Below are 22455 nucleotides of genomic sequence, written 5' to 3'. Positions count from 1 at the left end.
GGCATTTCATTCACAATGCCTGATTAGTATTATTAAGACTGAATCTCTGCAATTTTAGTATCGGCACTAATATTTTTACCTAATTCAGCAAGCCTTGAAATTTTTCCAGTTTTATGTGCATAAATTGGGACTTCCATTTTCATCGCCTCCATAATTCCAATAGATTCACCTTCTTCAACATGCTGATTTTCACTAACTGTCCATTTGCTAACAACACCATTCATAGGTGCCATTAGGTCATTCTCATTAACTATTGCTTCTGCCTCAATGGTGTCACTTAAGTTTGAATTAGTCGTAAAACGTAGTAATTCCTCAGGTAAACCCACTTCATGCAACTTGCCATCAATTTCAATTGGCCAACGCTGTAATTTACGTGTTTGATCATATTTACTACGAGTAAATGGTTCAAAATTAGCGTCTAAATCTTGCTCAATCCAACGTGTATGAACGACAAAGTCTTCACAAAAATCAGGATGCTCGATAATGGTTCGATGAAAGGGTAAAACAGAAGCTAAACCTTCAATTCTAAAATGTGCTAAAGCACGTTTTGCCCTTTGAATTGCAATAGCTCGTGTTGGGCCTGTGACAATTAACTTAGCCATTAATGAATCAAAATGGCTTGAAATAATACTCTGACTCTCAATACCGGTATCTAGTCTCACACCAATTCCAGAAGGAAGGGTTAATTGAGTAATTTGTCCAAAAGCAGGAATAAAGCCACGGGCTGGGTCTTCAGCATTAATTCGAAACTCAATTGCGTGTCCTTGGGGCTTTGGTGTGCTATGAATAGATAGTGGATGGCCTAATGCAATAGAAATTTGCTCTACAACTAAATCGATACCTGAGGTTTGCTCTGTAACAGGATGCTCTACTTGTAAACGAGTGTTCACCTCTAAAAAAGAAAGTTTACCATCTCTACTTAACAAGTATTCAACTGTACCCGCGCCTACATATTTTGCTTCGCGACAAATGTTTTTTGCCGACTCAACCATTTGTTGCTCAATTACATCACTGATGAATGGTGCTGGTGCTTCCTCTACCAATTTCTGATTACGTCTTTGTAGTGAACAATCTCGTGTACCCACCACAACAACTTGACCATGTTGATCAGCAATAACCTGAGCCTCTAAATGTCTTGGTCGATCTAAGTATTGTTCAACAAAACATTCGCCGCGTCCAAATGCACTAGTAGCTTCACGTACAGCAGATTCATACATCTGCTCTACCTCGTCAATCTTCCATACAACTTTGAGCCCTCGCCCACCACCACCAAAAGCAGCTTTAATCGCAATCGGTAGACCATGTTCAATGGCAAAAGCATATGCCTCTTTAGCATTTTTTAGCGGTTCTGATGTTCCTTTAACCAAAGGTGCACCGACTTTTTCAGCCAGCTTTCTGGCTTCAATTTTATCTCCCAATTGCTGAATACTTTGTGGACTAGGTCCAATCCAAATTAATCCTGCATCTAAAACCGCTTGTGCAAACTCAGCACGTTCAGACAAAAAACCATAACCTGGATGCAGCATTGTTGCACCGGATTTTTGAGCAATTTGAATAATTTTTTCAATATTTAAATAGGTTTCTTTGGCTGTTAAACCATTTAATGCCCATGCTTCATCTGCTAATTGGGTGTGCATACTTTGTAAATCTTCATCAGCATAAATTGCAATTGATGCTATAGACAAATCTTTACACGCCTGAATAATGCGAACTGCAATTTCACCACGGTTTGCAATAAGTACTTTATGCTGTACTGTTTTCATAATGACTGATCCATAAAAACCGAAATTTGTTTAAATCGTATTGAGCATCCTGCTGGAATCTGAGCGACTAAATCTAGATGATAATTTGCAACAGCAGCAATCACAGGATAACCACCTGTTAATGGATGATCATTCATAAATAAAACAGGTTGACCATTTGGTGGCACTTGTAATGCACCTATACAGGTTCCCTCACTAGGCAATTCATGTTGTATAAAGCGCTGTAATGGCTTTTCCCCTTTTAATCGCAGCCCAATACGATTAATTTCATTACTCACTTCCCATGTCTGATTAAATAAGGAGTCTAGGCTTTGTTCATCAAACCAATCAGTTCTAGGACCAAGAATAATATCCAATTCCACAACATCACCTATTTTAGGTAACTCAGGCAATGTACTGTTTGGTACTGCAACAGCTTGAACTGGCATATTGGCAGCATATAATCGATCTGTACTTTTTAAGGGCGGTGTGCCTAATTCAGCAAGCGTATCAAAGCCTTTGCTTCCTAAAATAGACTCGGCTTCAATTCCTCCCCGAATCGCTAAATAATTACGCAATCCATGAGTTGGAGGTAAAATATGCAATTTATCTCCAGTATCTAATGCAATTGCAGTTGCAGAAGGTAAAGTTGCTTTACTATTGTCTGCATAATTGACCTGAATCTGACTTTTTGCACCTGTAATAGCAATCACCGTGGGTTTTAAAATCCTTACAGAGAAGCCGCCATTTAAAATTTCCAGTACAGCTGCGTGAGCTGGATTTCCAACACAAAAATTTGCATCGTGCATTGCAGATTGATCTAAAGCCCCACCGATACCAACACCGAGTGAAAATTGCTTTAATCGCCCAGCATCTTGCAACAAAGTTTGCATCCCCGACTTTAAAACTTCCAATACTGGAGTCGATTGTGGCTCTATCTCATTTGCTTTAGATAATGTTTTTAAAACACTCACAGAGACAGGATTGGATGTTTTATCACAAAAAACAATTCGATTACCCGGCATCAAAAGTGCTGGCGATTCACGATTCACATCCCACATTTGTGCTTGAGTCCGGCCAATTAACTGCCAACCGCCAGGGCTTTCCTTGGGATAAACACCGCTATATTCACCAGCTAACCCAACTGAACCTGCTGGGATTTTTTTACGAGGAGAATCTAGTCTTGGCACACTACCAAAAGGTAAATCTGAACGGACTAAATAACCAAAACCAGGTGCAAAACCAATAAATGCCACCTGCCAGTCTTTTTCAGTATGTCGATGAACCAGTTCTTTCCTGAATAAGCCTATTCGTTCAGCAACAGAATCTAAATCTTCGCCATCGTAATGAACATCTAGAATAATTTCTCTACCATCAACAACAACCTCTGAATCTAACTTTTGTTGTGTAATCCAGTCAATTAAAGCTTCTTTTGCAAAAATCATCGGATTAAATTGCACTAAAATGGTTTTTGCTGCTGGAATCATATCAACAATTGCCATATGGTTACTGGCTTGTAAATGACGAAATAGCAGCATGGTCTCTTTAAGATCACTAAGCTCAATTAAAAAACTGTCTAAATTAACTGGTAAAAAACGCATAGTTAATCCTATTTCATCCATTCCCGATCTGGGATATCAGTAATTAACATGTGCCCTGGTGCATGACTAATCGCAAAAGGAATTTTAGAGTTCATCACAGCAGCCTGCGGTGTAACTCCACATGCCCAAAAAACTGGAATTTCATCTTCAAGTATTCTGGGTGCATCGCCAAAATCTGGTTTAAAAATATCTTGAATTCCAATTAAATGCGGTGCTCCGATATGGACGGGCGCGCCATGTACTTGAGGGACTTTTGCGGTAATTTGAACAGCATCAGAAACTCTCGAGGCAGCAATTGGACGCATAGAAACGACTAAATTACCAGAAATACGGCCTGCAGACTGACAAGGAATATTCGTTAAATACATCGGGACATTTCTTTGATCTTGAATATGACGTATTTCTATTCCTGCATCAATAAGTGCAGTTTCAAAAGAAAAACTACAACCAATTAAGAATGTCACCAAATCAGGATGTTGATCCCAAACTTCAGTTGCATCTGTTATTTCATCTGTACATTCACCATCTTGCCAGATGCGGTATTTTGGAAAATCTGTTCGAATATCGATACCAGATCCCAATCTAGAGTGAATTTGACCTTGTTCAATCACCTCTAGAACTGGACAACTTTGTGGATTACGCTGCGCATACAGTAAAAAATCCCACGCCCACGACTGAGGTAAACTAATCATATTCACTTGTGTTAATCCTGCAGCCATACCCGCAGTAGGAAGATCGTAGCCTTGGCGTATTTTCATTCTTGCATGTTGCGCAGCTTCAAGCTGTTCTGCTGTCGCCTGATACATTTGTTTTAACATTTTATTAGCCTATTTTTTATTTAATCAAGACAAGAGCGTACAACAATTTGGTGTGCATTTAATTCTGCTTGAATACGCTGAGCCATCAATAATGCACCTGCGGTATCTCCATGCAAACAAATGCTATCGGCTTGTATCTTGGTAAAGACACCATCGATAGACTCAACACCACCATGTTGAATCATGGAAACAACACGCCGAGCAACCCAATCAGAATCATGTAACACAGCACCCTCTAAACGCCGAGAGACCAAAGAACCATCTTGATGATACGCACGATCAGCAAATGCTTCAGAAATTACGTTTAAGCCTTGATCTTTTGCAAATTGTATTAAGGGAGAACCTGCCAATCCAACCAAAGCAAGTTGAGGATTAAATGCTTGTACAGCATCAATCACAGCTTGAGCCTGATCTAAATTGTGTGCAATGGTGTTATACAGTGCCCCATGTGGTTTCACATATTTCACTGTTGTTCCAACGCTTCTTGCCATTCCATCTAAGGCTGCGATTTGATACAACACATCAGCGTATAATTCATCATAAGATAAATCCATATTTCTTCGCCCAAATCCAACCAAGTCTGGATAAGACACATGTGCGCCAACGCATACCTTAAATTGCACTGCCTTTTTTAAGGTAGTCAAAATACCAGCAGGATCACCAGCATGAAAACCACAAGCAATATTCGCACTACTTACAATAGGTAAAATTGCTGCATCATTGCCCATTTTCCAAGATCCAAAACTTTCGCCAAGATCACTATTTAAATCAATCTGCACGACTTATATCCTTATAATGCTTTTAAATAATTAAAAATGGTTGTGAATGATACGTAACCCATGTACCAAGTTAAGATACAAGTCAGTACACCTAAGATGGTGAGCCATTTTGGATACGCATAATTACCCAGTAAATCTTTTCGACACGCTCCAACATAAACAAATATAGTCAAACCTATCGGTAAGACTAATCCATTTAATCCTCCAACAAAAACCAATAAACTTGCAGGAGTCGCGCCTAAAATGACAAACAATAGAAGTGCTGCAGCAATAAAAATAATAGTGCACACATTGCGTTGTTTCAGGGTAATATCTTTTTTAAATGCACTAAAGAAAGTTACTGATGTATAGGCAGCACCAATAGAACTACTAATACCAGCAGCCCAGAAAATGAGTCCAAATAACTTAAACCCAAAAGTACCTGCTGCATATTGAAAAGCTTGTGCCGCTGGATTAGCATTTTTACTTGCCAAATCAATCGTTGCACCGCTCACAACAACACCTAAAATCGCCAAAAATAAAATATAACGCATGACACCAACGACAAGAATGCCTTTAGTTGCCGCTTTAGATACCTCTTGAATATGTTCAGGTCCAACTGTACCTTTATCTAATAATCGATGTGCGCCCGCATAACAGATGTATCCCCCCACTGTTCCACCAACAATCGTGGTAATGCTTGCGAAATCAACATGACTCGGTAAAATTGTTTGATGAAATGCATCTGCAACAGGTGGTGCGACAATAACGGCCACTATAATAACCAATATGATTTTTAAAATTCCTAGAATAATCATACTTTTATCTACAACCAAACTGGCTTTTCGTGAAGCAAAAATTAAAATTGCAATCGCACCACTAATTACACCACCCCATTTCGTATCTAGGCCAAATAAGGCATTTAACCCAAGGGCTGCACCAGCAATATTACCAATATTAAAAAAGAACCCACCAAAAATTACCATTGTGGCAAGCACATAACCACTGCCTGGTAGAGCGGCATTTGCAACTTCTGGTGCTCGCATTTGCGTGAGCGTGACGACTCTCCAAATATTTTGTTGTACGACGTAATCAATTAGAATTGACAGCAAAATGCCAAACCCGAATGCAGCACCCATTTTCACTGTAAATGTTGCAGTTTGTGTCAAAAAACCCGGCCCCATAGCGGAGGTTGCCATAAGAAAAATTGAAGCAACAATGGACCATTGTCGTTCACTAAAAAAACCTTGCTTACCAGTTTTGGTCATATATCACCCCATTCATTAGATAAAAATCCAGCATCGTGATTATTCAAGCTTCAATTTTTTTAACTACTTCATCAAAAAGATCGTGCCGTTCAAATAATTAAACACAACATCGGCAATAGAACAATTAATAACCGCACAAAACACCAAAACCTAAGATATTGTTTTAATTTGCATTTTTTCCATGAAAAAATATATTAATTATTCTTATTTATATTAATTAGTGTTTCTAATTTATTAATACAGTAGTCATTTTTAACTGCATATTCTAGGTGCAAAAAGTGTTTTGTTATCGTGCAAGCATCATCGAAACTGTGCAACATTTTGATTATCTCTTTTAGCTTTACGGTCTAAAAATAAAATCCTCGTGACTAAATTGCTGTTTTAATTTCCAAACACATTCTTTGGCAGTAGCTACCGCTAGATCCGCCAGTCGTTGCTTTATCATTTCATCACGGCCATCTGTATATACACAAGAAAATTGATAAGGACGTAAGGGTATATCCGTAGGTAAAATCAAGAGCCTTTTTTCTCTTAATTCTTTCAAAACTGAAAAATAAGGGATAATACCCACCCCCATACCCTCTTCTGTCATTTTTACAAGTGTTGCTAAAGAATAACTGGTAATTGTTTTGGGTTCATGTACTCTAAGACGATTAAGTTGCTGTTTTAAATCAAGATATGGATATGTGTTTTTAGGGTATGTAATAATCGTATTACGTGTTAAATCTTGAAATGAGAAAAATCCTGAAGCAAAACGTTTTGCCAATCGGGGCGAAATTAATAAAGCATGGTCATAATGGCATAAAGGAATTTCAATACAATCAAAATCACAACCAATATCAAGCATAAAAACCATGTCTAATTCACCAGTTTTTATGGCTTCTTTTAAAACAGGCGTGACATTCACAATAATATCAATGGTGACATGAGGAAACTCTTCATACACTTTTTCAATAAAATTAACCAACCAAGAATGCACAATCGTTTCAGCAACACCTAAGCGAATTGTTGTTTCAATCGCAGATTTCTTCGAAACTTCTTCTAATAATTGATGATTTAATTCAATAATTTTCTCTGCATATTGAAATGCAACTTGGCCAGAGTCTGTGACTTGAATTGTTCTAGATGTACGCTCGAGCAACCGAACAGCTAATTCTCTTTCAATTGAGGCAATCCGTTGTGATATAGCGGATTGTGTCAGATTTAACTTTAACGCAGCCTTATTAAAACTATTAAGCCGAACAACCCAATAAAAACACTCCAATCCTTTATAATTCAAATTATTTGCCCTTCACTCATTTTCGTTCAGTATAGTGTATGAGTAGACTCACTTTTCTTTGCATACTCTCAAATATTGTTACTGAAACAATCTATTACACACCATTAACACCACGCGCGCCAATCTTGAGCTTCTTGCCAAACGCGAATAGCATCCACGGTTGCACGAACATCATGTGTACGCACAATGCTAGCCCCTTGCTGAATTGACAACAAATGCCCTGCAACACTTCCTGAAATTCGATCTACAGCTTCACTCTGCTCTGTTACTGCACCAATAAAACGTTTGCGCGAAAGCCCCGATAGTATCGGATAACCCAATTGCTGCAATTGCCACAACTCGTTTAATAACTGTAAATTATGTGCCGTATTTTTGGCAAAACCAAAACCAGGATCAATCACAATATTTTCAGACAACACCCCAACCTGCAAAGCACAATCTATTCTCTGTTTTAGTTCAATTAAAACTTCATTGGTCACATGTTGATAACATGCCAATTGATTCATCGTGGTCGGCTCACCACGCATGTGCATTAGCACCACAGGTATTTTTAACTGTACAGCCATCGCTAAAGCACCATCACGGCTTAAAGCACGGACATCATTCCAAATATGCGCACCCGCTTGTACCGCGTGTTTGATCACTTCAGGCTGACTGGTATCTACCGACAATATCACATCATGATTTGCCAATGCTTCAACGACAGGTATAACACGCTCTAACTCATCTTCCAAAGAAACTGTCGCTGCACCAGGACGAGTAGATTCTCCACCAATATCGATAATACTGGCGCCATCCGCAATCATTTGCTCGGCATGTTGAATTGCAATATCTACATGGTGATATTTGCCACCATCACTAAACGAATCGGGGGTGACATTTAGAATCCCCATTACCTGAGGCTTGGACAAATCTAGAAACTGATTTCCACATTTTAACTGTTGTTGTGGAAGGTTCTTTAATTGCATGTTTGATTTCCAAATCTATAGATACGATAAAAAAGAGCCACCTTGTGGTGACTCTTTATTTTAGCTCATTGCAGGCAATGGTGGCGGTGTAGATGGGCCATCTTTCGGTGGTTCTAAATCTACAATCGGATTTTCAGCAACATAGACTTTTGGTGGGCGTGGTTCACGACCTTCCATAATATCTAACACTTGCTCACGATCAATCGTTTCCCAATCCATTAAAGCTTTAACCATAACATGTGCTTTATCCTTGTTATTTTCAAGAATATCCCATGCCACTTTATATTGCTCATCTAGAATACGGCGCACTTCTTGGTCAACTTGCTGTTGTGTTGCCTCAGAAATGGTACGACTACCCACATTACCGAAGAAACCATTTTGGTTTTCATCTTCATAAACCATGACGCCTAAACGATCGGACATACCGTATTTGGTAACCATCGCTCGAGCAATTTTGGTCGCACGTTCAAAGTCATTCGATGCACCAGTAGATTGCTGGTTAATGAAAATTTCTTCAGCAATACGACCACCAAACAAAATCGAAATTTCATTCAGCATTTTGTGCTTATAGTTACTAATTTGGTCTTGTTCAGGCAACTGCCAAGTCACGCCCAATGCCCAACCACGCGGCATAATGGTAACTTTATGTACTGGGTCTGTTCCCGGCAAAATTTCAGCAACTATGGCATGACCAGATTCATGATAAGCCGTTGCACGACGTTCCTCATCACGAATCATCATCGATTTACGCTCAGGACCCATATAAATCTTGTCTTTTGCATCTTCAAAGTCATGCATATCAACCGTATTTTTATTACGGCGCGCAGCAAACAATGCAGCTTCGTTAACAAGGTTGGCCAATTGCGCACCCGAAAAACCAGGCGTACCACGTGCCAGCACTTTTAAATCTACCCCTGTCACCGAAGGTAGTTTTTTCAAATGCACATTTAAGATTTGTTCACGGCCATTAATGTCTGGTAAACCAACCATGACTTGACGGTCGAAACGTCCCGGACGTAACAATGCTTTATCGAGTACATCAGCACGGTTTGTCGCAGCAATTACAATAATACCTTCATTGCCTTCAAAACCATCCATTTCAACCAACATTTGGTTTAGTGTTTGCTCACGCTCATCATGACCGCCGCCTGTACCTGAACCACGATGACGACCAACAGCATCAATTTCATCGATGAAGATAATACATGGCGCATGGCGTTTGGCTTGTTCAAACATGTCACGAACACGTGAAGCACCGACACCTACGAACATTTCAACAAAGTCTGAACCAGAAATACTAAAGAATGGAACTTTTGCTTCACCAGCAATGGCCTTCGCAAGTAAGGTTTTACCTGTACCTGGAGGACCCACCATCAATACGCCTTTAGGAATAGATGCACCTAAACGCTTAAATTTAGCCGGGTCTTTTAAGAAATCAACGATTTCGACCACTTCTTGTTTTGCCTCGTCACAACCTGCAACGTCAGCAAATGTAATTTTAATTTGGTCTTCAGAAAGCATTTTCGCTTTTGATTTACCAAAGCTCATTGGGCCGTTTTTACCACCTGCTCCACCGCCCATGTTACGCATAAAGAACATAAACAATAAAATGATGAGCAAGACTGGGAAACTTGCAATGAGTAATTGCATCAAGACACCTTGGCGTTGTGGTGCTGTACCTTCCACAACTACATTGTTCTTGATTAAGTTTGGCATAAGTTCAGGGTCTTGCACCGCAGGGCGAATACTTTCAAAATCTGAACCGTTCTTTTTCTCGCCAAGGATTCTTTCGCCATCAATCGTGACTTGCTTAATTTGGCCCGCATTCACCGCCGAAACAAACTCTGAGTAGTTCATTTGCGATGGTTTATTGTGATCACTGATATTGCTGAATATTAAAATCAGCACCCCAAGTATCACAAGCCACAAAACGGCGTTTTTGAAGAGATCGCTCAAAGCTTTATTCCCATATCAATCTAATGTAATCATGCCTGTTCAACATGATCTATTATTTAACTACAAGTTAGTACTCAATGTACTCAAATTGTACAAAATGCACAATTTTTAATGCATTGGCAAGTCAACTTTTTTATCGCAGTGCTTTTTTCCGACCTTGTCCAATCAGAAAAACCTCTTTTGAACGTGCACGAGATGCAGCAGGTTTAATTGTTTTGAGTACATCAAAACCATCTACAACCTGTTTACGGAATTCGTCAAATCCTGTTCCTTGGAACACTTTGACGACAAATTGCCCTTGAGGTCCTAAAACCTTTTGCGCAAAATCTAATGCAAGCTCACATAAATAGATTTGTCGAGGTTGATCAACAGCCCTATTACCTGATGTATTGGGGGCCATATCTGAAATTACAATGTCTACTTCGCGTCCATTTAAAATATTTAACAATTTTTCAAAGACTTCTTCTTCACGAAAGTCACCTTGCAAAAAGGTTACATCAGGCAAAGCATCCATTTCCAAAATATCAGATGCAATCACAAGTCCATTACTTCCGACCAATTTACCTGCAATTTGTGACCAACTTCCTGGTGCTGCGCCTAAATCGACCACAGTCATGCCGGGTTTAATCAGCTTGTATTTTTCTTGGATTTCAAGAAGTTTATATGCTGCACGTGCGCGATAACCCTCTTTTTGTGCTTTTTTCACAAAAGGATCATCTAAATGCTCTCTCATCCACGCACGACTACTTTTAGACAGTTTTTGGTTGGTAATGCGTGTTGCCATAATCATCTATAATATAAAAACATCAATCAACTATTGTACGCAAAAAAAAAGCAACTTGCAGTATTCTCATCCAGATATCGCATGAGTTTTTTTAATGATTCACATCTGCTAAGCAATTTGATACAAACCAAGCGAAATTTATGCCGCATTTGTGGTTTTATTTAAATTTTAAGCCAAAAGCCGTGTTTAATCTCTGCGTTTTTAATGAATATTTGCTATACTATTAGGCTTTTTAAAATTCAGGTTTATTCACAATGGCAAATTTATCTATTCAGGAACGCAAGCGCTTACGTCAAATTGGGCATGCATTAAATCCAGTAGTAATGTTAGGCGGACAAGGTTTAACGGAAAGCGTGATTGAAGAAACCTTACGCGCTTTAAATGACCACGAACTGATTAAAATTAAATTTGCAGGTGAAGACCGCGAAGAACGTGCGGCGTTAATTGAAGAACTTGCACAAGCAACGCAAGCTGAAGTGGTTCAAAAAATTGGTAAAATTGCGTTAATTTACAAAAAAGCCGCGAAGCAAAATCCAAAATTATCTAACCTTGTTCGTCACGCGCACTTAGCAAACTAATTTAAACGAGCAGATCGTTATGGCGAGTTACGAACTTCAACCGTACCATCGGTTTCACGATATTTTTTTAGTCGGTGCAATTGAGCAACAATTGCCGGCTATTTTAAATGTTGGTTTTTGGATCCGTGATCCTTTGCAATTGGTTCAATGGCCAAGCCTTGCACAAAATCACCCAAGACAAGATTTCCTTTGGGAAAAAACCTGTTTTGAGGTGTTTATTGGTGTTAAAGATGAAGATTATTACCGTGAAATAAACCTATCTCCTTCTCAAGCATGGCAAAGCTATCAATTTGAAGAATATCGCTATCCTGAACAGATGCCACCCTTGGCGGCCAATGATATCGATCTGCTTGAGTTAAAACGCACACATTACGGTTTGAATGTAACACTTGATCTAAGCAAATTTATGCAAACCCATCAATTAAAGTGGGACGATTTGTTTATTGGACTTTCTGCAGTGTTAGACACACCGCAAGGTCAGCAACTGTATGCCATGCAGCATAGCGGTCGCCAAGCAGACTTCCACAATAAAAGAGATTGGTTGCATTTCTTTTAAAGCAAATAAAAAGCGGATCACAATGATCCGCTTTTTATTAGGGCGAGATATTAAGCGCCGGTCTTCTCTTTTTCAGTATCTTTCTTTTCGTCACTTTCTTTGACTTTATTCCAAGCCTCGACTGCACTGGCTTTGGTTTTTTGCAAAGTTTCGGTCACGTGATCTTTATGTTTAGCCGAAAGCTGAGAAACATCTTCTTTAACTTCTTTGGATAATTTGGCAATTTCATCCACAATCGAAGCAAATTCAATTTTCACCACTTCTTTTAATTCAATCAGATCATCTTGTGAAAAGGTGAATTTTTCTTTGATTTCATTAAATCGAGTAATAAAATCATCTTTTAAGTGCGTTAGCTGATCTTGAAAAGAACTATTGGCTTTTTGCGCCTCAGACTCAAGCTCTGAAATATTTTGCTTGATCTGCTCTTTCGATTCTTCAAGCTGTTCTTTCGCCTGACTTTTCACATCTTGCACTTTTTCTTTCACGTCTGCAGCGGTGTCGAGCACTTTATCTTTAACTTCACTGACCTTTTGCTCTAATTCATCTGCTGCTTGTTTCGCTTGTTCTTCGAGATTTTTTTTTGTGACCATAGTAAAATTCCTTTAATAAAAAATGATGAAAGGATAACTATTTCACTCTAACAAACTGGCCTTTTTTTAGCCATAATTTTGTCGGTTTTTTAAAATTTGCTAACAATTGAATAACATTTTCATCAAAATAAAAATAATCGCAAATCCACACTGAATCTTGATAAATTGCGTGGACTTTTAGCAGTTGCATGCGTACAATACGTTTTTAAGTTACGAGCGAGCAGACGAAGGGAGTGCATGTTTTTTAGACAGCCGCCTTTTTTTTTGTCTACTCGTTTTTTTACAGCTTAAAAATTCAGGAGCTTTGGTTTGAGCACCCCCGCCATTTTAGCCCTCGCAGACGGAACCATCTTTAAAGGTATTTCTATCGGCGCTACGGGATCAACGACTGGTGAAGTCGTTTTTAATACCGCAATGACTGGCTATCAAGAAATCTTGACTGATCCAAGTTATGCACAACAACTGGTTACTTTAACTTATCCTCATATTGGTAATACTGGCTGTAATTCAGAAGATGCTGAATCGGGTCGTATTCATAAAGTATGGGCCAATGGTTTAATTATTCGCGATCTTCCTTTATTGCATAGCAATTTCCGTGCTGAGCAATCGTTAGGAGATTACCTAAAACAGCATAATGTTGTCGCAATTGCCGATATTGATACTCGTAAATTGACACGTATTTTACGTGATAAAGGCGCGCAAAATGGCTGCATTTTGGCGGGCGAAAATATTACTGCAGAAGAAGCTATTGAAAAAGCACGTGCTTTTGGCGGTTTAAATGGTTTAGATCTTGCCAAAGAATGCTGCGATCCAGCAGGTTTTGAATGGACTGAAGGTTCTTGGACATTGGGCCAAGGCTTTAGCCAACCTGAATTTAAATTTCACGTTGTAGCATACGACTACGGTGTCAAAACCAACATCTTGCGTATGCTTGCAGATCGCGGCTGCAAATTGACTGTTGTTCCTGCTCAAACACCAGCAGAAAAAGTGCTTGCCTTAAATCCAGATGGCGTATTTTTGTCGAATGGTCCTGGCGATCCAGCCGCATGTGACTATGCCATTGAAGCTGTAAAAACCATTGTTGAAACAACCAATATTCCTGTATTTGGTATTTGTTTAGGTCACCAAATTTTAGCACTCGCATCAGGCGCTAAAACCATCAAAATGGGTCATGGTCACCACGGTGCCAACCATCCTGTACAAAACATCCAAGATGGTACAGTGATGATCACCTCGCAAAACCATGGTTTCGCAGTCGATGCCGATACTTTGCCTGCAAATTTAACTGCGACGCATAAATCGTTGTTCGATCAAACCTTACAAGGCATTCATCGTACCGATAAACCTGCGTTTAGCTTCCAAGGTCACCCTGAAGCAAGCCCAGGCCCACACGACTGTGCCCCACTATTTGATCATTTCATCGAACTTATTGAAGCCGCTAAGAAGTAATTAAGGAGCGAATAATGCCTAAACGTACGGACATAAAAAGCATCTTAATTATTGGTGCTGGCCCTATTGTGATTGGTCAAGCCTGCGAGTTTGACTACTCTGGCGCGCAAGCGTGTAAAGCACTTCGTGAAGAAGGCTACCGCGTTATTTTGGTGAACTCAAATCCTGCCACCATTATGACCGACCCTTCAATGGCGGACGCAACGTATATCGAGCCAATCACTTGGCAAACCGTTGCTCAAATTATTGAAAAAGAACGTCCAGATGCGGTTTTACCGACTATGGGCGGACAAACTGCATTGAACTGCGCACTTGCGCTAGATGCCAACGGCGTACTTGAAAAGTACAATGTGGAATTGATTGGTGCATCAAAAGAAGCGATTGAAAAAGCAGAAGACCGTAAACTGTTTGATATCGCTATGCGTAAAATTGGGCTTGAATGTCCAAAAGCTGACATTGCCGAGTCAATGGAAGAAGCTTTAGCAATTCAAGCACGTTTTGGCTTCCCTGTGATCATTCGTCCATCATTCACCATGGGTGGTTCAGGCGGTGGTATTGCCTATAACAAAGAAGAATTTATTGAAATTTGTGAACGCGGTTTCGATCTTTCTCCAACCAAACAATTATTGATTGATGAATCGTTAATTGGTTGGAAAGAATACGAAATGGAAGTTGTGCGTGACAAAAACGACAACTGTATCATTGTCTGCTCGATTGAAAACTTCGACCCAATGGGCGTTCACACCGGCGACTCAATTACTGTTGCCCCTGCACAAACATTAACCGATAAAGAATATCAGTTAATGCGTAATGCATCGGTTGCGGTACTTCGTGAAATTGGCGTTGAAACTGGTGGTTCAAACGTACAGTTTGGTATTTGTCCAAATACTGGCCGTATGGTCATCATCGAGATGAACCCACGTGTATCACGTTCATCTGCCCTTGCATCAAAAGCAACTGGTTTCCCAATTGCAAAAATTGCTGCGAAATTAGCAGTGGGTTACACCTTAGATGAATTGAAAAATGACATCACAGGCGGCGTAACTCCTGCATCATTCGAACCTGCAATTGACTACGTGGTAACAAAAATTCCTCGTTTTAACTTCGAGAAATTCCCACAAGCAGAACCTGTATTGACTACACAGATGAAATCTGTGGGTGAAGTGATGGCAATTGGTCGTAACTTCCAAGAGTCAATGCACAAAGCGCTGCGTGGCTTAGAAGTGGGCGTGTGTGGCTTCGATGAAAAACTTGAACTTGGCGCAGACAATGCCAAAGACAAGATTTTACAAGAACTTAAAGTGCCAGGCCCTGAGCGTATTTGGTACGTTGCCGATGCCTTCCGTCATGGTTTTAGCTTAGACGATGTTTTTGAAGCGACTAAAATTGACCGTTGGTTCCTCATCCAAATTGAGGACATCATTAAAACTGAAGCGCAAATTAAAGCCTTAGGTTTTGGCGATTTAACCGCAGAAAATATCCGTGGCTTTAAACGTAAAGGCTTATCTGACTTACGTATTGCCAACTTGATGGGTATTTCACAAAAGCAATTCCGTAAGCACCGTTGGAACTTGGGCGTTTATCCTGTTTACAAACGTGTCGATACCTGTGCGGCTGAGTTTGAATCTGACACCGCGTACATGTACTCGACTTACGATGAAGAATGTGAAGCCAATCCATCTGCCAAAGATAAAATTATGGTGATTGGTGGTGGTCCAAACCGTATCGGTCAAGGTATTGAGTTTGACTATTGCTGTGTACACGCGGCGCTTGCAATGCGTGATGACGGTTACGAAACCATTATGGTCAACTGTAATCCTGAAACAGTTTCAACCGACTACGACACTTCAGATCGTTTGTACTTCGAACCAATTACCCTTGAAGATGTGTTAGAAATTGTTCGTACTGAAAAGCCAAAAGGCATTATTGTTCAGTACGGCGGTCAAACCCCATTAAAATTGGCGCGTGCTTTAGAAGAAGCAGGCGCGCCAATTATTGGTACATCACCAGATGCCATTGACCGTGCTGAAGACCGCGAACGTTTCCAACAAATGATTCAACGTTTACAACTTCGTCAACCCAACAACAGCATTGTAAAATCTGCTGAAGAAGGCATGGCAGAAGCGGCGAAAGTGGGTTATCCATTGGTTGTCCGTCCATCTTATGTATTGGGTGGTCGTGCCATGGAAATCGTGTATAACGATGACGAATTAAAACGCTATTTACGTGATGCGGTTCAAGCATCAAATGAATCGCCAGTACTGCTTGACCACTTCTTAGATTCAGCGATTGAAGTAGACGTTGACTGCGTATCTGATGGTAAAAATGTGGTGATTGGCGGCATTATGCAGCACATTGAACAAGCAGGTATTCACTCAGGTGACTCAGCGTGTTCAATTCCACCGTATTCATTGTCGGATGAAATCCAAGATGAAATGCGTCGCCAAACCATTGCTATGGCAAAAGAGTTGGGCGTTGTGGGCTTAATGAACGTACAGTTTGCAGTAAAAGGCAACGACGTTTACGTTTTAGAAGTGAATCCACGTGCTTCGCGTACTGTGCCATTCGTTTCAAAATGTATTGGTGAGTCTTTAGCAAAAGTTGCAGCACGTTGTATGGCGGGACAATCGCTTGAATCTCAAGGATTCATGCAAGAAATTATCCCAACCTACTTCTCTGTAAAAGAAGCAGTGTTCCCATTTGCTAAATTCCAAGGTGTAGACCCAATGCTTGGGCCTGAGATGAAATCTACAGGTGAAGTCATGGGCGTAGGTAAAACCTTTGGTGAAGCATTCTATAAAGCTGTACTCGGCTCTAACGAACGCTTACCAGGCTTACCTACCGAAGGCGAAGTGAAACATGCATTCTTGTCAGTGCGTGATTCAGATAAGCCACATGTGGTTGATATTGCAAAACGCTTAATTGCATTTGGCTTTAAGTTAGTAGCAACGGGTGGTACATATAAGGTGATTCATGAAGCTGGTTTGGCATGTGAACATGTCAATAAAGTGACAGAAGGTCGTCCACATATTGTTGACCGCTTGAAAAATGGTGAAATACACCTTATTGTCAATACAACTGAAGGCAAGCAAGCGCAATACGACTCTGCAATGATTCGTCGTGCAGCATTACAAGGCAAAGTGTATTACACCACCACAATTAATGGTGCGGAAGCTGTTTGCCAAGCATTTGCAATTCAATTGCCAATGGACGTATATCGCCTGCAAGACTTACACCACGCAGGTTAATTCTTTAGCGATAGGTCCCGTCACCTGATCGGTGGCGGGATTTTTATTTTTTATACGCTATTTTCCCATTCAATTTAGAGGGACTAAAATGCAACGTTATCCAATGACTCCCGAAGGCAAAATTGCCCTAGAAGCTGAATTACAACAGTTAAAAACTGTTGAACGTCCACGTATCATTCAAGCGATTGCTGAAGCACGTGAACACGGTGACTTAAAAGAAAATGCAGAATATCATGCTGCGCGTGAGCAACAAGGCTTCTGCGAAGGTCGTATTCAAGACATCGAAGGTAAACTTGGTGCAGTACAAGTCATTGATGTTCAAGAGCTTGAAAAAAATGGTCGTGTGGTATTTGGCGTGACCGTGACCATCGAAAATTTAGACACCGAAGAGCGCAAAACCTATAAAATTGTAGGTGATGACGAAGCTGATTTTAAAATTAATAAAATTTCAGTGAATTCACCTATCGCACGTGGCTTGTTAGGCAAGTACGAAGGCGATGAGGCAAAAATTGTGACGCCACAAGGTGAAGTCGAATATGAAGTTGTAAGCGTTGAATATCTTTAAGCGCATACAAAGGCCTCCTAAATTGGAGGCTTTTTTAATTCATCATTTTGTAATTTACATAATCATTCAAAATGTTATAGTCGACGCTATACTCCATGAGCAAAGGCATTCCGATGAATTATCAACATATTTTAGTTGCCATTGATAGCACAGCAACAGCACATCAATTGCTTGACCATATTAAAGGGATTGCAACTGCCCTACACAGTAAAATTACCGTTGCGCAAGTCTTAAAACTCGACCCAATTACAGCACGAGAATATGTTCAAACGGGCGAAAGTAACTTATTTATTGATCGCTCACGAGAAGAAATTTTAGCAACACTTTCGGAAATCCAAAGCCATTATGCGACAAGTGAATTACCTATTGAGATTTTATTGCTTGAAGGTTTTTCAATTGCAGACACCATCACGCAAGCAGCAACAGATTTAAATGCCGATTTAATGGTGATTGGCTCGCATGGTTATACCGGATTATCAAAGCTGATTTTAGGCAGTATTTCCCAAAAAGTGCTCAATAAAACCGCGCTTCCTGTATTGATTGTGCATTAATCTATAAACAACCAATCATCCTTTAAAGGTTTTTTATTGCTAATCAATATACTTTCAACCATTCATTGAAGCTGTTGAAAGTACTGACCCTGTTAATTTTGTTGAGTTAATCGAATTTCTCTTTGGCATTCACCCCACGATGCCAAGAAAAAACCACCCGTTTGGGTGGTTAGTAAACTAGAAATTATTAGGATTTTCTAATTGTTTCATTTCGATAATTTTACTTGGGTCATGTAATGTGGTAACGCCATCATCTGCTTTCACATCCGACAAATGCTCGGGATTATAAACCAAAATGGTTTCTTGACCTTGCGCATCTTCACCAACAATATACTTAATCCCTGTGCGATTCATCTTGTGGCATAACCGCTGATACCAACCTTTAAAGCCAGTGGTTTCTTCGTTCGGATTATAGTAAAAGGCATTCATAACCGCCGGCAAACCTAAACCACAGACTAAACCCGACATCAATACACTAATAAATGTATAGCCAATTAAAATACTACTATACGGGCTTAACGTAGGATGGTTCGCCACCGCTAAAATTAATGCCAGAGAAATACCACCACGTACTCCACCCCAACTAATAATGGTCAAACTGCCGTTATAACTTTTTTTGCGAAAGCTTGGGAAGAATACAAAGGATAAAAAGTTCGCGGCAAAACGTGAAATATGCAAAATAATAAATGCGACCATTCCACCTAAAATCATGCTGAAATTTAAGTCAAGAATGAACAATTCTAAACCAATTAAGGTAAATAAGAAGGAGTTAATAATGCCTTCAACGGTGTGCCAAAAATGGTTGATTTCACGTATCGCATAATCACTTAAAATTTCATTCCATTTATTGCCAACCACTAAGCCACCAATCACACAGGCAATAGGAGCAGATGCGTGGGCAAATAATGCGACCAAATACGATCCACAAGCCAATAATGCTGTGGTTAAAATCAGTGATTCTGGTTCATGTTTGCCGCGTAAAATACGTAAAATTGATTGTCCAAATCCCCAACCAATCAGCACAGCAACGGCAATTTCGTAGAGTAAGGTTTCAATGGTACCAGATAAATTAAAGTTTTTACCCTGAATCACATTTAACAAGGTCATGAATACGGCAATACACATGGCATCGTTAAATAACGATTCGCCCTCAAGTTTGACCATTAAATGATGTGGCGCACGAACCGAACTTAATACGCCTTTTACACCAATCGGATCTGTTGCACCCAAGGCCGAGCCCAATAATAACAGCACCACAATTGGCACAGGGTTGCCAATTAAAAACTGGAATCCATAAAGCATGCCACCGAATAGAATTGCACATAAAACCAATGAAATACTGGCTAAAATGCTAATCGGTTTCCAATAGTTTCTTAAGTCTGAAATTTTAAATTTTAATGCCGATGAGGTCAGGATAAAACAAATCACCCCATTAATTAAGAAGTCATAAAAATCGATATGACGTACTGCGCTTTCTATATTATGTAAATTAATGGTAATAAATTGATTTCCGCTTAATAAGCTGGCAGCCCATTGCAGCACAAAGACCAATACCGCAGAAACAATAGGAACGCCAATGGCCTGAGGAAAACCTAAAATACGCTTATTAAACGTTGTCGTAATAATCGATAAGGCAAAAACAACTGTAAAAAGCTGTAAAATAAAATAATTTCCCATGAGCTCCCTTATAAAAACTATTAAAAATCGGCACGTTTATTCACAAGAGGAAATGAAAAAAAATCATCCCCACTTAGAATTGAGGCCTTAAACTTTCATTAAAATTAAACCGAACCCTGTGTAAACGTATTACATTGGTTTAAATCACCCGACTCAAAACCACGTTTAAACCATGTCATGCGCTGCTGACTGGTACCATGAGTAAAACTGTCTGGAACAATTTGCCCTGTAGAACGCTTTTGCAAATAATCATCACCGATTTTTTGTGCAGCATCCATGGCTTGGTCAATATCACCCGTTTCTAAAAAATGCGTGCGTTCATCATTCGACTTGGCCCAAATGCCAGCAAAGCAATCTGCTTGTAACTCTTGACGCACGGACAATTGATTGCCTTGAGCTTGGCTGAGCTGACGGCGTTGATTCAACACTTTATCAGAAATACCGAATAAATTTTGTACATGATGCCCAACTTCGTGTGCAATCACATAAGCTAAAGCAAAATCACCGGCCTGATCATTTCTCGACAATTCAGTGTGATTCTGATTGCCACTAATGCCTAATTCTTGGCGCATTTCAACAAAAAATTGTGTGTCTAAATAAACTGTTTGATCGGATGGGCAATAAAATGGGCCCATGGCCGCTTGCCCTGTTCCACATGCCGTTGGCGTTACACCACTGTATAACACCAATTTCGGTGCTTTATATTGCATTTGATGTGCTTTAAAAATTGCTGACCAAGTGTCTTCGGTATCGGCTTGAATGGTGGAAACAAATTGTTTTGCTTCTTGTTGCGCTTGCGTTGGATGTTCTAAAGACTGATTCGATGGGGTTTGTTGTTGCGTGACTTGCTTAGTCACTTGGTAGGCTTGCTGCGGATCGACACCAAAAAACTTCCACGCCACAAAGGCAACCACTAGCCCAAGAATACTAATGCCACCGGCTTTAACCCCGCCACCACGACGATCTTCTAAGTTATCACTTTCTCTACGCCCTTTCCAACGCATCGGACACCTTCCTTTTATGCTATTTTTTAAATAGCTTCTGAGATAAAGACACCACCAACAATACAATGATCCCTGCTGCAAAACCAATCAGCATATTTAAACTTGTAGGTGCAACACTGCCTAAAATTTGCCCCACTGTTGGAATCACTTGTGCTTGATCCACCGTATGTTCGGTAAAATGGTGCACAAACGGAACAGCATGATTAATAATACCACCACCCACAAGGAACATGGCAATCGTACCGACCACAGACAAGGTTTTCATTAATTGAGGTGCAAAGCTTAATAAGAATTGCCCTAAACTTTGTTGCCATTTTTTAGCTTGCTTGACTAAGAACAGTCCCGCATCATCAATTTTAACAATCAATGCGACAAAACCATAAACACCCACGGTCATAATAAAGGCAATTAGGCTCATCACCACAATTTTATTCATTAATGGCGCGCTAGATACGGTACCTAAAGTAATCACCACAATTTCAGCAGATAAAATAAAATCGGTACGAATCGCCCCTTTGACTTTATCTTTCTCGTAAGTATCGATATCTATACTGTCTTGCGTGGTATTTTCGGCATCGTCTACAGGCTGATGCTTTTTATGCATGAACAGATGGATAACTTTTTCGGCGCCTTCATAACACAAGAACAAACCACCTAAAACCAACAACGGATTGATCAACCATGGCGCAATCACGCTAATGAGTAATGCCAAGGGAACGAGAATACATTTATTCAGCAATGAACCTTTCGCAACTTGCCAGACCACAGACAATTCTCGATCTGCACGCACGCCTGTTACCTGTTGAGCATTTAAGGCCAAGTCATCCCCTAGCACTCCCGCTGTCTTTTTCGCAGCGGTTTTACTCATTAAAGCAACATCATCTAATACCGTTGCAATATCATCCAGCAAAACCAAAAGGCTACTTGCCATATAAAAATGACCTCTTATTCGTTTATTTTATGGTTATTGTAAAGGTATTTTTAAGCTTGGTATGCAACAACTTCAAAGCATTTGTATTATTTAGTCGTTTAAAGTGAAGAATAGAACTTTTTCTTACGATAT

19 protein-coding genes are annotated in these 22455 nt (G+C 39.9%); 6 read left to right on the top strand and 13 right to left on the bottom strand.

All coding sequences use genetic code 11. The annotated features are described in order from the left end of the window. Positions 1-32 precede the first annotated feature (32 nt). The 9 genes from I2F62_RS05090 to rlmE form a co-directional block, all read right to left on the bottom strand. On the bottom strand, positions 33-1763 hold the full coding sequence (locus tag I2F62_RS05090) for an acetyl/propionyl/methylcrotonyl-CoA carboxylase subunit alpha (protein WP_324625945.1): 1731 nt from the start codon (positions 1761-1763) through the stop codon (positions 33-35). Beyond that, entirely contained in the window at positions 1760-3343 is a 1584-nt protein-coding gene (locus I2F62_RS05085; protein ID WP_324625944.1) for a 5-oxoprolinase/urea amidolyase family protein, read from the bottom strand. The genes I2F62_RS05090 and I2F62_RS05085 overlap by 4 nt, the downstream gene beginning before the upstream one ends. 8 nt (positions 3344-3351) lie before the next feature. Next, positions 3352-4149, bottom strand: a complete 798-nt coding sequence (locus I2F62_RS05080; protein ID WP_324625977.1) for a putative hydro-lyase — start codon at positions 4147-4149, stop codon at positions 3352-3354. 32 nt (positions 4150-4181) lie between these two features. Next, positions 4182-4940, bottom strand: coding sequence for a 5-oxoprolinase subunit PxpA (locus tag I2F62_RS05075; protein WP_324625943.1), 759 nt, complete (start codon positions 4938-4940; stop codon positions 4182-4184). A gap of 11 nt (positions 4941-4951) precedes the next feature. Beyond that, on the bottom strand, positions 4952-6187 hold the full coding sequence (locus I2F62_RS05070) for an NRAMP family divalent metal transporter (RefSeq protein ID WP_324625942.1): 1236 nt from the start codon (positions 6185-6187) through the stop codon (positions 4952-4954). A 340-nt stretch (positions 6188-6527) separates the two neighbouring features. Beyond that, on the bottom strand, positions 6528-7466 hold the full coding sequence (locus tag I2F62_RS05065) for a LysR family transcriptional regulator (RefSeq protein ID WP_324625941.1): 939 nt from the start codon (positions 7464-7466) through the stop codon (positions 6528-6530). Positions 7467-7570: 104 nt separating this feature from the next. Then, a complete protein-coding gene (gene folP / locus I2F62_RS05060) occupies positions 7571-8434 on the bottom strand; it encodes a dihydropteroate synthase (RefSeq protein WP_324625940.1) in 864 nt (287 codons plus the stop codon). Positions 8435-8494: 60 nt separating this feature from the next. Further along, a complete protein-coding gene (gene ftsH, locus I2F62_RS05055) occupies positions 8495-10390 on the bottom strand; it encodes an ATP-dependent zinc metalloprotease FtsH (RefSeq protein ID WP_324625939.1) in 1896 nt (631 codons plus the stop codon). A 133-nt stretch (positions 10391-10523) separates the two neighbouring features. Beyond that, positions 10524-11174, bottom strand: a complete 651-nt coding sequence (gene rlmE, locus I2F62_RS05050; RefSeq protein WP_324625938.1) for a 23S rRNA (uridine(2552)-2'-O)-methyltransferase RlmE — start codon at positions 11172-11174, stop codon at positions 10524-10526. Positions 11175-11428: 254 nt separating this feature from the next. On the opposite strand from rlmE, the gene I2F62_RS05045 reads away from it, so the two are divergent. Further along, positions 11429-11752 (top strand): YhbY family RNA-binding protein, encoded by a 324-nt coding sequence (locus tag I2F62_RS05045; protein WP_324625937.1) that lies wholly within the window; start codon positions 11429-11431, stop codon positions 11750-11752. Positions 11753-11771: 19 nt separating this feature from the next. Beyond that, positions 11772-12308, top strand: coding sequence for a DOMON-like domain-containing protein (locus I2F62_RS05040; RefSeq protein ID WP_324625936.1), 537 nt, complete (start codon positions 11772-11774; stop codon positions 12306-12308). Positions 12309-12358: 50 nt separating this feature from the next. Here the strand turns inward: I2F62_RS05040 and I2F62_RS05035 are convergent, their stop codons facing one another. Then, the gene (locus tag I2F62_RS05035) at positions 12359-12898 is read right to left on the bottom strand and encodes a hypothetical protein (protein WP_324625935.1); all 540 of its coding nucleotides are present in this window, start codon (positions 12896-12898) and stop codon (positions 12359-12361) included. 309 nt (positions 12899-13207) lie between these two features. On the opposite strand from I2F62_RS05035, the gene carA reads away from it, so the two are divergent. The 4 genes from carA to I2F62_RS05015 all read left to right on the top strand — a co-directional run bounded on the left by carA (position 13208) and on the right by I2F62_RS05015 (position 18711). Beyond that, positions 13208-14347 (top strand): glutamine-hydrolyzing carbamoyl-phosphate synthase small subunit, encoded by a 1140-nt coding sequence (carA, locus tag I2F62_RS05030; protein ID WP_324625934.1) that lies wholly within the window; start codon positions 13208-13210, stop codon positions 14345-14347. Positions 14348-14361: 14 nt separating this feature from the next. Then, positions 14362-17595 carry a carbamoyl-phosphate synthase large subunit gene (gene carB / locus I2F62_RS05025; RefSeq protein WP_324625933.1) on the top strand — a complete coding sequence of 1078 codons (3234 nt, stop codon included), beginning with the start codon at positions 14362-14364 and terminating at the stop codon, positions 17593-17595. Positions 17596-17683: 88 nt separating this feature from the next. Next, the gene (greA, locus tag I2F62_RS05020; RefSeq protein WP_324625932.1) at positions 17684-18160 is read left to right on the top strand and encodes a transcription elongation factor GreA; all 477 of its coding nucleotides are present in this window, start codon (positions 17684-17686) and stop codon (positions 18158-18160) included. A gap of 113 nt (positions 18161-18273) precedes the next feature. After that, positions 18274-18711 (top strand): universal stress protein, encoded by a 438-nt coding sequence (locus tag I2F62_RS05015; protein ID WP_324625931.1) that lies wholly within the window; start codon positions 18274-18276, stop codon positions 18709-18711. A gap of 177 nt (positions 18712-18888) precedes the next feature. On the opposite strand, the gene I2F62_RS05010 is transcribed toward I2F62_RS05015, so the two are convergent. From I2F62_RS05010 to I2F62_RS05000, 3 genes are all read right to left on the bottom strand, one after another. Further along, complete coding sequence (locus I2F62_RS05010; protein WP_324625930.1) at positions 18889-20388, bottom strand: cation:proton antiporter; 1500 nt, start codon at positions 20386-20388, stop codon at positions 18889-18891. 104 nt (positions 20389-20492) lie between these two features. After that, positions 20493-21392 carry a neutral zinc metallopeptidase gene (locus tag I2F62_RS05005; RefSeq protein ID WP_324625929.1) on the bottom strand — a complete coding sequence of 300 codons (900 nt, stop codon included), beginning with the start codon at positions 21390-21392 and terminating at the stop codon, positions 20493-20495. A gap of 19 nt (positions 21393-21411) precedes the next feature. Continuing rightward, positions 21412-22323, bottom strand: a complete 912-nt coding sequence (locus I2F62_RS05000) for a DUF808 domain-containing protein (RefSeq protein WP_324625928.1) — start codon at positions 22321-22323, stop codon at positions 21412-21414. Positions 22324-22455 lie beyond the last annotated feature (132 nt).

Source organism: Acinetobacter sp. MD2(2019) (genome assembly GCF_035615615.1).
In the GTDB taxonomy this organism is placed as follows: domain Bacteria; phylum Pseudomonadota; class Gammaproteobacteria; order Pseudomonadales; family Moraxellaceae; genus Acinetobacter.
This window is presented reverse-complemented; position numbering and strand designations above follow the sequence as displayed.